The sequence below is a fragment of the Aeromonas sp. TW 6 genome (assembly GCF_013168745.1).
Lineage (GTDB): Bacteria > Pseudomonadota > Gammaproteobacteria > Enterobacterales > Aeromonadaceae > Aeromonas > Aeromonas caviae.
The window spans coordinates 74,776-87,835 of sequence record NZ_JABERS010000005.1 but is presented as its reverse complement, the minus strand read 5'-3'; the positions used below and the strand labels follow the sequence as shown (position 1 = coordinate 87,835).

The following is a 13,060-nucleotide window of genomic DNA, read 5'->3' as shown; positions in this document are numbered from 1 at the left end:
TGCTCGCCCGAATGGGGGTAATCAGCCCATATCCTCGTTGCGGATAAAGGCGCGCCAGGAGCCGAGTACCTGGGCAAAATCTTCCAGCCCGCACATGGCCAGCTGTTCATCATCGTAGTAGGCGAGATCGTCGAGATCCTCGTCCTGCTCGATATTGAGGACATTGGCCTTCACCTCGGCTTCCTCGTGGGTCAGCAGCAGGGAGTAGTCGCCCCCCAGCAGCCGGTATTCGGTGCGGGTCCGGCTGGAGAGCTGGTCGATGATGGCGAACAGCTCGTCGAGCTTCTCCTCGTCCTTGCCCACCTCGTCGATCAACCACTGGCCGATGGCTTCATGGCCCATGGAGAACCGGGCGCGATAGCCACCGAACGGGTCGCGGCGAAATTCATAATCCATAGCGGAGTCCATATCGGAGGGTGAAACCACCACGGCGCAAAGCGGCATGATGCCGGATCCTTGATCCATGGTGGGGCACTGATAGCGTAAAGTGGCCTATTCTAGCGATCCCCCCCGCGCTTGTCTTGATGATGTGGGATCTTTAACGGGTGATCCCGGTGATGGCGCACGCCGGGGACCCTGTCAACGAATGGTATGGAGAGGTAATGCAGCTCAACGACGCGCTCGCGCATCAGATAGTCAGCCGGGCGATGAAGATCCTCTCGTTCTCGGTCAACGTCATGGATGAACGGGGACTCATCATTGCGTCCGGCAATCCGGAGCGGCTGCACCAGCGCCACGAGGGGGCCGTGCTGGCCCTGACCGAGAACCGGGTGGTGGAGATAAGCGAGGCCACCGCCCGGGAGCTCAAGGGGGTGAGGCCCGGCATCAACCTGCCCATCGCCTATCAGGGGGAGCTGCTCGGTGTCATCGGCATCTCTGGGGATCCGGACATCGTGCGTGCTTACGCCGAGCTGGTGCGCATGACCGCCGAGCTCATCCTGGAACAGGCGGCGCTCACCGAGCAGTTGCAGTGGGACAAGCGCCACAAGGAGGAGCTGGTGTTGCAGCTCATTCGCGACGAAGGGCGGGCCGATCAATTGCAACAGGTGGCCCGCTTCCTCGAGCTGGATCTCGCCCAGCCCCGGGTGGTGGCCGTGCTGGCGCTGGAGGAGGCCGAGCCCGCCCAGGTGAGGGAGCTGGTTCACCTGCTGGAAAACCCGGAGCGGGACAACCTGGTGGCCATCAACGGCCTGGACGAGATAGTGGTGCTCAAACCCGCCCAGCTCAGCGACGGCGTCTGGCAGTCGGCGCAGGAGCGCAGCCGGATCCGGCAGCTGCTCTCCCGTATTCCCCATTTCAAGGTTCGCATCGGGGTGGGTGATTACTTCGCCGGCATCCCCGGGCTGGCGCTCTCCTACCAGACGGCGCGAGACACCTTGCGCCGTGGCATGCGCCAGTCGCCCCGCAAGCAGGTCTATTTCTTCGAGGATTACCGGCTCTCAGTGCTGCTCGGCACCCTGGCGGACTCTTGGCAGGCGGATCAGCTGCGGGCTCCGCTGCAAAAGCTGGCGCAGGAGGACACAAAGGGAACGCTGCAAAAGACGCTGCGCCAATATTTCTTGCAGGATTGTGATCTGCATCCCTGTGCCGAAGCCCTGTTCATTCACCCCAACACCCTGCGTTATCGACTGACCCGGATAGAGCAGATAACCGGTTTGAATTTCAATAAGTTAGATGACAAATTTCTGCTCTATCTCGGGCTCAGTCTCGATAGCTGATTTGTCTTTTCCAACAAAAATACAAGGCCGGTAAATGCTTTTTTTGGTTTTATGGCCAAAGCATTCCAGGCGGGGATCCCCATAATGGCGCCACTCATTACAACAACAAGGTGCCCGTCATGATCCCAGTCTCCGCGCTCGGCGCGCTCGCCGCGCTCTCCATCGCCATCTTCCTCATCCTGAAGAAGGTGCCGCCCGCTTACGGCATGATTGTCGGTGCCCTGGCCGGTGGCCTGATCGGTGGCGCCGACCTGACCCAGACCGTCGCCCTGATGATCGGCGGCGCCCAGGGGATCACCACGGCAGTGATGCGGATCCTGGCGGCGGGTGTGCTGGCCGGGGTGCTCATCGAATCGGGCGCCGCCACCACCATCGCCGAGACCATCGTCAAGAAACTCGGCGAAACCCGCGCCCTGCTGGCCCTGGCGCTGGCCACCCTGATCCTGACCGCGGTCGGCGTCTTCGTGGACGTGGCCGTCATCACGGTCGCCCCCATTGCGCTGGCCATCGCCCGCCGTGCCGATCTCTCCAAGGCGGCCATCCTGCTGGCGATGATAGGCGGTGGCAAGGCGGGCAACGTCATGTCTCCCAACCCCAACGCCATCGCGGCAGCCGATGCCTTCCACCTGCCTCTCACCTCGGTGATGGCGGCGGGCATCATTCCCGGCCTGTTCGGTCTGGTGATGGCCTACTGGCTCGCCAAGCGCCTCAACAACCGGGGCAGCAAGGTGGCCGCCGACGAGGTGGTGAGCTTTGACGGTGCCAAGTTGCCCGGCTTTGCCGCCGCCATCAGTGCGCCCCTGGTCGCCATCCTGCTGCTGGCCCTGCGTCCCATCGCCGGCATCGTGGTGGACCCGCTCATTGCGCTGCCTCTCGGCGGCCTGGTCGGTGCCCTGATGATGGGCAAGTTCACCAAGGTGAACCAGTTTGCCGTCTCGGGCCTGGCCCGCATGGCGCCGGTGGCCATCATGCTGCTGGGGACGGGTACCCTGGCGGGCATCATCGCCAACTCCGGCCTGAAAGATGTGCTCATCAGCGGCCTGACCGCTTCCGGTCTGCCCTCCTATCTGCTGGCCCCCATCTCCGGTGCCCTGATGTCGCTGGCGACCGCCTCGACCACGGCCGGGACTGTGGTGGCCTCCAACGTGTTCAGCGCCACTCTGATTGAACTGGGGATCAGCAGCCTGGCAGGGGCCGCCATGATCCACGCCGGCGCCACCGTGTTTGACCACATGCCCCACGGCTCCTTCTTCCATGCCACCGGCGGCAGCGTCCACATGGGCGTCGGCGAGCGGCTCAAGCTCATCCCCTACGAAACCGCGGTCGGTCTGACCATCGCCGTTGTCTCCACCCTGATGTTTGGCGTGTTTGGCCTCGCCTAAGGAACTGATATGAAAATTGTGATCGCCCCCGATTCATTCAAGGAGAGCCTGAGCGCCATGGCGGTGGCCGATGCCATCGAGGCCGGTTTCAAGCAGGTGCTGCCGGATGCCACCTACGTCAAGCTGCCCATGGCCGATGGCGGCGAGGGGACGGTGCAGTCTCTGGTGGATGCCACCGGTGGTCGCATCCTGCCGGTCGAGGTGACCGCCCCCCTCGGCAACAGGGTGCAGGGCTTCGTGGGCCTGCTGGGGGATGGCAAGCGCGCCGTCATCGAGATGGCGGCGGCCTCCGGCCTCCATCTGGTTGCGCCCGAGCTGCGCAATCCGCGGCTCACCTCCAGTGTCGGCACCGGGGAGCTGATCCTGGCCGCGCTGGAGATGGGGGTGAACCACCTCATCCTCGGCATCGGCGGCAGCGCCACCAATGACGGCGGTGCTGGCATGATCCAGGCACTCGGCGGCAAGCTCCTGAAAGCAGATGGTACCCCCATCGCGCCGGGCGGTGCCGGTCTGGCCGAGCTGGCCACCATCGACCTGAGCGGGCTGGATCCCCGTCTGACCGGACTCACCATCGAGGTGGCCTGCGACGTGGACAATCCGCTGTGCGGCCCGAAAGGGGCGTCCGCCGTGTTCGGTCCGCAGAAGGGGGCAACTCCCGAGATGGTGGCCGAGCTGGATGCCAATCTGGCCCGTTACGCGGACTGCATCGAGCAGGCGCTTGGCAAGCAGGTGAAGGAGATCCCGGGAACGGGGGCCGCAGGCGGCATGGGGGCAGCCCTGGTGGGGCTGCTCGGCGCCGAGCTCAAACCCGGCATCCGGATCGTCATCGAGGCGCTGAAATTGGCCGATGAAGTGGCCGATGCGGATCTGGTCATCACCGGCGAGGGCCGCATCGACAGCCAGACCATCCATGGCAAGACGCCCATCGGGGTAGCTCGTTGTGCCAAGCAGTTCGGCAAGCCGGTGATCGGCATCGCCGGATGCCTCACCGATGACTGCGGCGTGGTGCACGAGCACGGACTGGATGCGGTGTTCGCCGTGGTCAATCGGGCCATGTCCCTGCCGGAGGCGCTGGCCACCGCCACCACCAACCTGCAGCTCACGGCCCGCAACGTGGCGGCTCTCTACCTGCTGCGCAAATGACCCTCTCTCCTGGCCGATGCGGTGCATCGGCCTGACCTTGCCCCGTGCAGCAGAGTGAGCGGCCCGGCGTGGCACCTCTGACGCACTTGCCGATCCTTGGGTCGGCTTTTTTTATTATCCTGCTGTCTTTCATATGGTTTTTGTATTCTGACAAGGGGCTTTGCGGCATAGTGATCTCCCGACAGTGAGGGAGCCACGAGAAACAAGGCCCGCCTGAGGGAGGGCTTCCCATTCCGGGAGGCAATATGCGAGGTGCGAGCCATGATCCTGCTGACCCTGGGGGTGGTGTTGTTCACCCTGACTCATCTTTACCCCTGTTTTGCGGCACAGCACCGCGCCCGTCTGCGGGCTCGGCTGGGGGAGAACCGCTACAAGGGGCTCTTCTCGCTGCTGGTGTTCGTCGCCATCGGCTGCATCCTCGCAGGCTGGCGCAGTGCCAGCCCTATGCCTCTCTATTTTCTGCCTGTCTGGGGGCCCACCCTGGTGATGGGGATCATGCCGATCGCCCTTGTCCTGCTGTGTGCGGGGCAGGGGGCGAACCATTTCCGCCGTTGGCTGGTGCATCCCCAGCTGCTCGGGGTGCTGCTCTGGTCGGGGGCCCATCTGGCGGTGAACAGCGAGGCGCGTTCTCTGGTGCTGTTTGGCGGGCTCGGTCTCTGGGCTCTCATCAGCATCGTCTGGATTTCGATGCGGGAGTGGGGTCGTCACCCCCGTGCCGCCGCCACCTGGCAGGGGACGGGGATCAGTCTGGGGGCGGGGCTGGCCCTCACGGCTCTGCTTATCTTCTGGGGACACGGCTGGCTGACCGGGATCCCCCTGCACTGATCCCTGAACCAGATTCCGGGGTCTTGCGTATGATGGACAAAACAATGGGAGTCACGTCGATGAAATGGTTCACCCTGCTGCTGATGCTCGGCTCGGGTGCGGTCTCTGCCGCCTGCCCCGATTACTTCAACGTGGAGATGCGGGAGCTCAACAGCACCCAGCGCCACAACCTCTGCCAGTTGACCGAGGGCAAGGTGGTGCTGGTGGTCAACACCGCCTCCTACTGCGGTTACAGCGGTCAGTTCCGGGATCTGGAAGCCCTCTATCAGGGCTACAAGGAGAAGGGACTGATGGTGCTGGGCTTCCCTTCCAACGATTTCTGGCAGGAGGCGGGCAACGAGAACAAAACCGCCGAGGTGTGCCGCCGGGACTACGGGGTGACCTTCCCCATGTTCAACCGGGTGGCGGTGCGGGGTTCGGATGCGGTGCCGCTGTTCAAGGGGCTGACCGCTGCTGCCGACGGTGATGCGCCCAACTGGAACTTCCACAAGTACCTGGTCGGGCGGGACGGCAAGCTGATTGCGAGCTATGGCGCCAACCAGAATCCGTCGGATGATCCTCTCAAACAGCAGATCATCGATGCCCTGGGGCACTGACCCTACCCCATGGCGGGCCGCTCTGGAATAATGCGGCCCCGCCATCCACTCCGGTGACACCGTGCTGCAACGTCTTCCCCAAATGGTGATCTTCGATGCCCTGGTTCGTGAACAGGGCATCTCGGCGGCTGCGCGCCGCCTCGGGGTTTCCAAATCCCACATCAGCAAGCAGCTCGCCCTGCTGGAAACCGCGCTCGGCGCCCAGCTGGTACAGCGCACTACCCGCCGTTTCGGGCTCACCGAACTGGGTCAGGAGTATGCCCGCCACTGCCGCGCTCTGGTGGCGGTGGCGCTGGAGGCGGAATCCATGGTGGCGGAGCGCCGTGGCAAGGTGAGCGGTGTGCTCCATCTGGGGGTTGGTCAATCCTTCGGGCGGTTGCACGTGATCCCGCGCCTCAAGGCGTTTCAGGCACGTTATCCGGATCTGGAGCTGGAGGTGTCCCTGTTCGATCACCGCACCAATCTGGTGGATGAGGGGCTGGATCTCTGGATCACCACCTACGAGGACAAACCCGAGTCCCTGGTAGGGCAGCGACTCGCAGACATCGGTTTCGTGCTGGTGGCCTCGCCGGATTATCTGCTGAGTCACGGCACGCCACTGCACCCCAGGGATCTGGCCCATCACAATTGCATCACCTACCAGAGCCGGGAGCGGCGCTACCACGAGTGGTCATTTCGCCAGGGCAAGGAGCGCCAGACGGTGCAGGTGGCGGGCAACTATCGGGTGGATCTGGCGGAAGCGGTGCGGGACGCCGCCCTGGCCGGGCTCGGCATCGCCTATGTGGCCAACTACCTGCTGGACAAGGAGCTGCAATCTGGTCAGCTCATCCCTCTGCTGCCCCAGTGGCAACCGAACCAGAAGATGGCGGTGCACGCCGTCTATGCCAGGCGAGAGCATCTGGATCCCAAGATCCGGCTGTTCATCGACTTCCTCAAGGAGAGCTTCGGACCCGGGCCCTACTGGGCGCAGCGACTCGCACCCTGGCTCGGGGGGAAATTGTCCGGCACCGAGGAATAATCGTTTCCATACAAGAACACTGGCGTGAGTGCGGTTTCAAAGTTGTGTCAAATCAGTCAGTTGGCGCAACCGATATCGTGCAAACGTTTTTGCTAACAGGGTTGTAACCCGGCAGGGTTGCGGCGGTGAGGGGAGGGGAGCAGAATCCGCGCCCATCTTCAGCCTCACTGGATGGAATCCCCATGATTGCCCTGCTTGGTATCCTGAGCATCCTGGCCCTGGCCGCACTCTGCTCTGATAATCGTCGTCGTATCCCGTTGCGAACAGTGGGCTTTGCCCTCTGCCTGCAAGTGCTCTTCGCCGCCCTGGTGCTCTGGCTGCCCGCCGGTCAGCAGGTCTTGAACGGTGTCAGCGAGAGCGTCAGCAGCGTCATCGGCTACGGCCAGGAGGGGATTGCCTTCCTGTTCGGGGATCTGGCCAAGTTCAAGCTGGGCTTCATCTTCGCCTTCAACGTGCTGCCGGTGATCATCTTCTTCTCCGCGCTGATCGCCATCCTCTATCACATCGGCCTGATGCCCAAAGTGATCGCCCTGCTCGGCGGCGGCCTGCAGAAATTGCTGGGCACCGGCCGCGCCGAGAGCCTCTCTGCCACCGCCAACATCTTCGTCGGCATGGTGGAAGCGCCGCTGGTGGTCAAACCCTATCTCTCCAGGATGTCCGATTCCCAGTTCTTTGCGGTGATGAGCTGCGGACTGGCCTCGGTAGCCGGCGGCACCCTGGTGGGCTACGCCAGCATCGGGGTCGAGCTGAAATACCTGATTGCGGCGGCTTTCATGTCCGCCCCTGCCGGGCTTGCCATGGCCAAGATCCTGGTGCCGCCCGCCGCGCAAGAGGAAGATCACCACGAAGACGTGGAGATCCCCCGCGCCACCAACGTCATTGAAGCGGCCGCCGATGGCGCCATGGCGGGTCTCAACATCGCCGTCGCCGTGGGGGCGACCCTGCTGGCCTTCGTCGGCGTGATCGCCCTGCTCAACGGCCTGCTGGGCTGGGCCGGCGACCTGGTGGGGCTGGAGCTGAGCTTCCAGATCATCCTGGGCTGGCTGTTTGCCCCCGTCTCCTGGCTCATCGGCGTCCCCTGGGATCAGGCCCAGGCGGCCGGTGCCCTGATCGGCACCAAGATCGTCATCAACGAGTTCGTCGCCTTCATCGCCCTGGTGCAGGATCAGACCTTGAACGAGTCGAGCAAGGCCATCGTCACCTTCGCCCTGTGCGGTTTCGCCAATATCTCTTCCATGGCGATCCTCATCGGCGGCCTGGGGGCCATGGTGCCGGAGCGCAAGTCCTTCATCGCCCGCTATGGCATGCACGCCATCCTGGCGGGGGTGCTGGCAAACCTGATGAGCGCCTCCCTGGCAGGCTTGTTCCTCGCCCTCTGATAGACCCTGGAAGTCAGCACCTTCCAATCATTGCCCGCTTCGGCGGGCTTTTTTGCACCCGCTTGCAGGCAAAAAAAAGCGCCTCTGGGGAGGCGCGGGGAAAAGACAGATTGGAAGCGTCACATGGGTGCCACCTGAATGAGGGATGAGCCGTCCCATCCAAGTGTGAAGCCATGATGCCTGATGCTCTCTGAAGCGCTTCTGAGGCGAGTCTTCATACTGTGTTCATTTTCAAAATGCTACCGAAATGTGATTTTTAAATGATTGATGCTGAAATAAAATAAATAATCAGTGATTTATTTTGCTGTGCGGCTCAAAGGAAAGATGAATCGGGGCGGTGGGCATGCTCCTGCCATGGGGCGGATCCGGCGGCAGATTATCCCGGTGCAGGCTCAACACATCACGCAACCATACTGCCAGATGGCAAGCAACCAGCATGTGATGGGGATGCTGTCCGTCATGGGCAGTGCAACGCCGCCTGCGGTCTGCTGTTGGGCCCAGCAACTCGTATGTGATGAAGATGCCGCTCGTCAGAGGATCCGCGCGAGTGGCCTGCGGTCTGTGGTGCCTGCACCCGCAACCCGCATTTGACAGGAGGCGCACCCTTTCATGGAGTCAGCGCGAAGTGGTCTGCGGTCTCCTGCTCCAGTGCCAGCAACCAGCGCTTGATGGGGATGCCTCCCCCGTAGCCGGTCAGTTCACCGCTGCGCCCTATGACCCTGTGGCAGGGCACTATGATGCTGAGGGGATTGCGGCCGTTGGCGGCGCCCACCGCCCGCACCGCCCTGGGGTTGCCGATGGCCTCTGCAATCTGGAGGTAGCTGACGGTCTCGCCGTAGGGAATGTCGCACAACGCCTGCCACACGGCCTGCTGGAATGGTGTGCCCGTGGCGGCCAGGGGGAGATCGAAGCGCCGCAGGCGGCCGGCAAAGTAGGCGGCAAACTGCTCGACAAAAGGGGCCAGGGCGACATCATCCCGCTGCCACTCCGGTTGCGGCAGGACGGGGCGCTCCCCTTGCATGAATTCCACGTGGCGCAGCCCGGCCCCATCGATGGCGATGAGCAGGGGCCCCTTGGCACATTCACAAAAGCTGTACTGCATTCTCTTGTCCTCGGGGTTGTGGCAGGTCACTCCAGCACGGGCTTGCCGCGGGTGGATTTGATCTCTCCCTTGCGTTTCTTGGCATCGACCCGCTTGCGTTGGGAGCTGCGGGTCGGCTTGGTGGCGTGGCGGGCCTTGGGGCGCCACGCGGCTTTTTTCAGCAGCTCGGTCAGGCGGCTCATGGCCTCCTTGCGATTCATGTCCTGGCTGCGATGGGTCTCGACCCTGATCTGGATGAAGCCGTCGTGAACCCGGCTGTCGCTGAGCCGCTCCAGTCCCTCCTTGTAGAGCGGCGGCAGGCTGGGGGAGTCGCGATAATCGAAGCGCAGCCAGACGGCGGAGTCGGTCTTGTTGACGTGCTGGCCGCCATTGCCCTGGGCCCGCATGGTCTGGAATTGCAGTTCATGCCAGGGGATGATCACGCTGTTGGAGATGACTAACATGGGGTGATGCTCTCATTTGGTGCATCAAGGGAGTCTGGTGCAGCTTGGTGCCTCATTATGGGGCGAGATGCGCTTCCTTGGTGATCCTGAGCCTTTCCGGCTCAGAGTGTCATGTCTATCTATATGAAAATAAACGATAAAAATACTTGGCACAAGAATTGATGACCCATTCGTGACATACCATGGATTGGGAGCAACCAGATGAAGCTGATTACTGCGATTATCAAACCTTTCAAGTTGGACGACGTGCGCGAGGCCATCGCCAACCTGGGGGTGGAAGGCCTGACCGTCTCCGAAGTGAAGGGTTTTGGTCGCCAGAAGGGGCACACCGAATTATACCGGGGAGCCGAGTACCAGGTCGACTTTCTGCCGAAGGTGAAGCTGGAGATCGCCACCGCAGACGAGAACGTCGAAGGGGTGATCGAGGCCATCTGCAAGGCGGCCTATACCGGCAAGATCGGTGACGGCAAGATTTTCGTCTATGACCTGCTGCAAGCGGTGCGTATTCGTACTGGTGAGAGCGACGACGAGGCGCTCTGAGTACGCTCCTTTGCCCGGCCGGGTCGGGCAAAGGTCCGGGCAGGTTCTGCCGACAGTGTGAATGGGTGGTCGTCGAAAGACCGGATGGGATTCCATCCGGTCTTTTTGTTTGGCCGCTGATTAAATAGATCGTTCCAACCCAGCAAACCGCCTTGATCCTCTCCTCCCGATTCATGCAGAATGCAAACGAAAATGGTTATCACTCTTTACGCAGACAAGGAACGGATGATGAAAATGAAGATGTTGGCACTGGCTTTCTCCACGCTTGTCGCCCAGTCGGCGTTCGCCGCCCAGGAGGTAAACGTCTATTCGAACCGTCAGGATGAGCTGATCAAGCCCATCATCCAGCAGTTCGAGAAGGAGACCGGGATCAAGGTCAATGTGGTGTTTGCCAAAGAGGGGCTGAACGAGCGTCTGGAACGGGAAGGCAAGCTCTCTCCGGCAGATCTGATGCTGACCGTGGACATAAGCCGTCTGACCGAGCTGGTGGACAAGGACTTGGTGCAGCCGGTGGACAGCAAGACGCTGCAGGAGAACATCCCCTCCATCTATCGCGATCCGGACAACCGCTGGTTCGCCCTGACCACCCGGGTGCGTGCCATCTACTCCAGCAAGGAGCGTCTTGGCAAGCTCGACACCATCCGCTACGAAGATCTGGTCAAGCCTGAATTCAAAGGAAAAATTTGTACCCGTAGCGGCAAGCACGAGTACAATGTGGCGCTGGTTTCGTCCATGATTGCCCATCACGGCATGGCGGACACCAAGACCTGGCTGGAAGGGGTCAAGGCCAACCTGGCGCGCAAGCCCCAGGGCAACGACCGTGATCAGGTCAAGGCGATCAAGGACGGCATCTGTGATGTATCCCTGGGCAACAGCTACTACCTGGGTGCCATGTTGAAGGACCCGGCGCAGAAGTCCTGGGCCGACGCGGTGGAAATCAACTTCCCGAACCAGGGTGATCGCGGTGCCCATGTCAACGTGAGCGGCGTGGCCATGACCAAGTATGCCAAGAACAAGGACGCAGCACAGAAGCTGATGGAGTTCCTCTCCGGGGATACCGCCCAGCACATGTATGCGGACGTGAATGCCGAGTACCCGGTCAAGGCGGGGGTCGAGCCTTCTGCCATGGTCAAGTCCTGGGGCACGTTCAAGTCTGACCCCATGCCGGTCAGCGATTATGCCAAGCACCGCAAGGACGCCTTGCAACTGCTGGATGAAGTGAAATTCGACTTGTAATCAGATGGGGCCAACGGCCCCATCAACTTCTGTGGACTCATGAAACATTTTGGATGGATTGCCGGCAGCTGGGCCACCGCCCTGCTGCTGGGTTTGCCGGTACTCGCCCTGGTCTTCTCCGCCTTCTCGGCTGATGGGGAACTGTTTGCCCACCTCGCCGATACCGTACTGCCCGACTATCTGCGAAACACGTCCGGCCTGGTGCTGGGGGTGGTCTGCCTCAGCCTGCTGTTCGGAGTGCCCACCGCCTGGCTGGTGGCCATGTGCGAGGTGCCGGGGCGCCGCGCCCTGCAATGGGCGCTGATGCTGCCCATGGCGATGCCCTCCTATATCGTTGCCTACGTCTATACCGACCTGCTCGACTACTCGGGCCCGCTGCAGGCGGGGCTGCGTGCCCTGTTTGGCTGGCAGGGACCGGCCGACTACTGGTTCCCGGCCATTCGCTCCCTCGGGGGCGCCGCCTGGGTGCTGGCGCTGGTGCTCTTCCCCTATGTCTATCTGCTGGCACGGGCCTCCTTCCTGGAGCAGTCGGTCAGCCTCATTCACTCCAGCCGTCTGCTCGGCTGCACCCCCTGGCAGAGCTTTCGCCGCCTGAGCCTCCCCCTGGCCCGCCCGGCCATCATGGTGGGGGCATCTCTGGTCGCGATGGAAACTCTGGCGGACTTTGCCACCGTCCACTTCTTTGCCATCAACACCCTGACCACCGCCATCTACGACACCTGGCTCGGCTACGGCAGCCTGGCGACCGCCGCCAAGCTCTCCTGTCTGATGCTGCTGGCGGTGGTGTTGCTCATCGCGCTGGAGCGCCGCTCCCGCCAGCGCCAGCAGGTGTTCCAGAAGTCCATGGGCTTCGAGCAGCCCCTGCGTTACCCCCTCGGGGGCCTGAGGGGCGTGCTGGCCGGGCTCTGGTGCTGGGGCCTGGTGCTGGCGGGGTTCGCCCTGCCGTTCGTCATCCTGCTCGATTACGGGGTGCGTTACTTCGCGCTGTCGTGGACGCCCGAATTCGTGCGCTTTGCGGGCAACAGCCTTGCCATCTCGGCCCTGACCGCCCTGCTGGCCATGGCCATTGCCCTGCTGCTCGGCTTCTTCCGTCGCCTCGATGGGGGGACTCGCAGCCTGCTGCCCCTGCGCCTCGCCGCCATGGGCTATGCCATGCCGGGGACCGTGCTGGCCATCGGCGTGCTGGTGCCGCTCACGGCCCTGGATTTTGGCATCAACGATCTGGCCGAGTGGTTCGGGATGCCGGGCCCCGGTCTGCTCCTGACCGGCACCCTCACCGCCATCGTGTTCGGCTATCTGGTGCGCTTCGTGGCCATCGCCATCGGGTCGGTGGAGAGCAGCATGAGCAAGATCTCCCCCAGCCTCGACATGGCGGCCCGCTCTCTGGGGCAGGGGGCGGGCGGCATGCTGCGTCGCATTCACCTGCCGCTGGTACGGCGCGGCCTCTTTGCCGGCGCCATGCTGGTGTTCATCGAATCCATGAAGGAGCTGCCCGCTGCCCTGCTGCTGCGGCCGTTCAACTTCGAAACCCTGGCGACCCACGTCTATCAGTTCGTCTCGGACGAGATGCTGGAGCGGGGGGCGCTCGGTGCCATCGTCATCGTGCTGGTGGGGCTGATTCCCCTGCTGTGGATCAACCGTACCCTGGATGGTCCGGGCCATTGAGCGGCCCCGTCCG

At 62.8% G+C, this 13,060-nt stretch carries 13 protein-coding genes; 10 read left to right on the top strand and 3 right to left on the bottom strand.

The window, feature by feature from the left end:
* Positions 1-21: 21 nt before the first annotated feature.
* Positions 22-396 carry a YacL family protein gene (locus tag HKD46_RS03840; RefSeq protein WP_171864935.1) on the bottom strand — a complete coding sequence of 125 codons (375 nt, stop codon included), beginning with the start codon at positions 394-396 and terminating at the stop codon, positions 22-24.
* A gap of 206 nt (positions 397-602) precedes the next feature.
* Between HKD46_RS03840 and HKD46_RS03835 the strand changes: the two genes are divergently transcribed.
* The 7 genes from HKD46_RS03835 to HKD46_RS03805 all read left to right on the top strand — a co-directional run bounded on the left by HKD46_RS03835 (position 603) and on the right by HKD46_RS03805 (position 8,061).
* Positions 603-1,718: a sugar diacid recognition domain-containing protein gene (locus HKD46_RS03835; RefSeq protein WP_171864934.1), complete on the top strand. Its 1,116-nt coding sequence runs from the start codon at positions 603-605 to the stop codon at positions 1,716-1,718.
* 119 nt (positions 1,719-1,837) lie between these two features.
* On the top strand, positions 1,838-3,100 hold the full coding sequence (locus HKD46_RS03830; protein ID WP_039039966.1) for a GntP family permease: 1,263 nt from the start codon (positions 1,838-1,840) through the stop codon (positions 3,098-3,100).
* 9 nt (positions 3,101-3,109) lie between these two features.
* Positions 3,110-4,243 (top strand): glycerate kinase, encoded by a 1,134-nt coding sequence (locus HKD46_RS03825; protein ID WP_171864933.1) that lies wholly within the window; start codon positions 3,110-3,112, stop codon positions 4,241-4,243.
* A gap of 261 nt (positions 4,244-4,504) precedes the next feature.
* Positions 4,505-5,068: an NnrU family protein gene (locus HKD46_RS03820; protein ID WP_103857977.1), complete on the top strand. Its 564-nt coding sequence runs from the start codon at positions 4,505-4,507 to the stop codon at positions 5,066-5,068.
* Positions 5,069-5,127: 59 nt separating this feature from the next.
* On the top strand, positions 5,128-5,664 hold the full coding sequence (locus HKD46_RS03815; RefSeq protein WP_103857976.1) for a glutathione peroxidase: 537 nt from the start codon (positions 5,128-5,130) through the stop codon (positions 5,662-5,664).
* Positions 5,665-5,746: 82 nt separating this feature from the next.
* Complete coding sequence (locus HKD46_RS03810; protein ID WP_010673064.1) at positions 5,747-6,682, top strand: LysR family transcriptional regulator; 936 nt, start codon at positions 5,747-5,749, stop codon at positions 6,680-6,682.
* 182 nt (positions 6,683-6,864) lie between these two features.
* On the top strand, positions 6,865-8,061 hold the full coding sequence (locus tag HKD46_RS03805; protein WP_171864932.1) for a NupC/NupG family nucleoside CNT transporter: 1,197 nt from the start codon (positions 6,865-6,867) through the stop codon (positions 8,059-8,061).
* 607 nt (positions 8,062-8,668) lie between these two features.
* Here the strand turns inward: HKD46_RS03805 and HKD46_RS03800 are convergent.
* Entirely contained in the window at positions 8,669-9,163 is a 495-nt protein-coding gene (locus HKD46_RS03800) for a methylated-DNA--[protein]-cysteine S-methyltransferase (protein ID WP_010673066.1), read from the bottom strand.
* 26 nt (positions 9,164-9,189) lie between these two features.
* Entirely contained in the window at positions 9,190-9,606 is a 417-nt protein-coding gene (gene arfB / locus HKD46_RS03795; RefSeq protein ID WP_010673067.1) for an alternative ribosome rescue aminoacyl-tRNA hydrolase ArfB, read from the bottom strand.
* 201 nt (positions 9,607-9,807) lie between these two features.
* On the opposite strand from arfB, the gene glnK reads away from it, so the two are divergent.
* From glnK to HKD46_RS03780, 3 genes are all read left to right on the top strand, one after another.
* Positions 9,808-10,146, top strand: coding sequence for a P-II family nitrogen regulator (glnK, locus tag HKD46_RS03790; RefSeq protein WP_005332325.1), 339 nt, complete (start codon positions 9,808-9,810; stop codon positions 10,144-10,146).
* 228 nt (positions 10,147-10,374) lie between these two features.
* Positions 10,375-11,382, top strand: a complete 1,008-nt coding sequence (locus HKD46_RS03785) for a Fe(3+) ABC transporter substrate-binding protein (protein WP_039039971.1) — start codon at positions 10,375-10,377, stop codon at positions 11,380-11,382.
* A 39-nt stretch (positions 11,383-11,421) separates the two neighbouring features.
* A complete protein-coding gene (locus tag HKD46_RS03780; protein WP_171864931.1) occupies positions 11,422-13,047 on the top strand; it encodes an iron ABC transporter permease in 1,626 nt (541 codons plus the stop codon).
* The last annotated feature ends 13 nt before the right edge of the window (positions 13,048-13,060 follow it).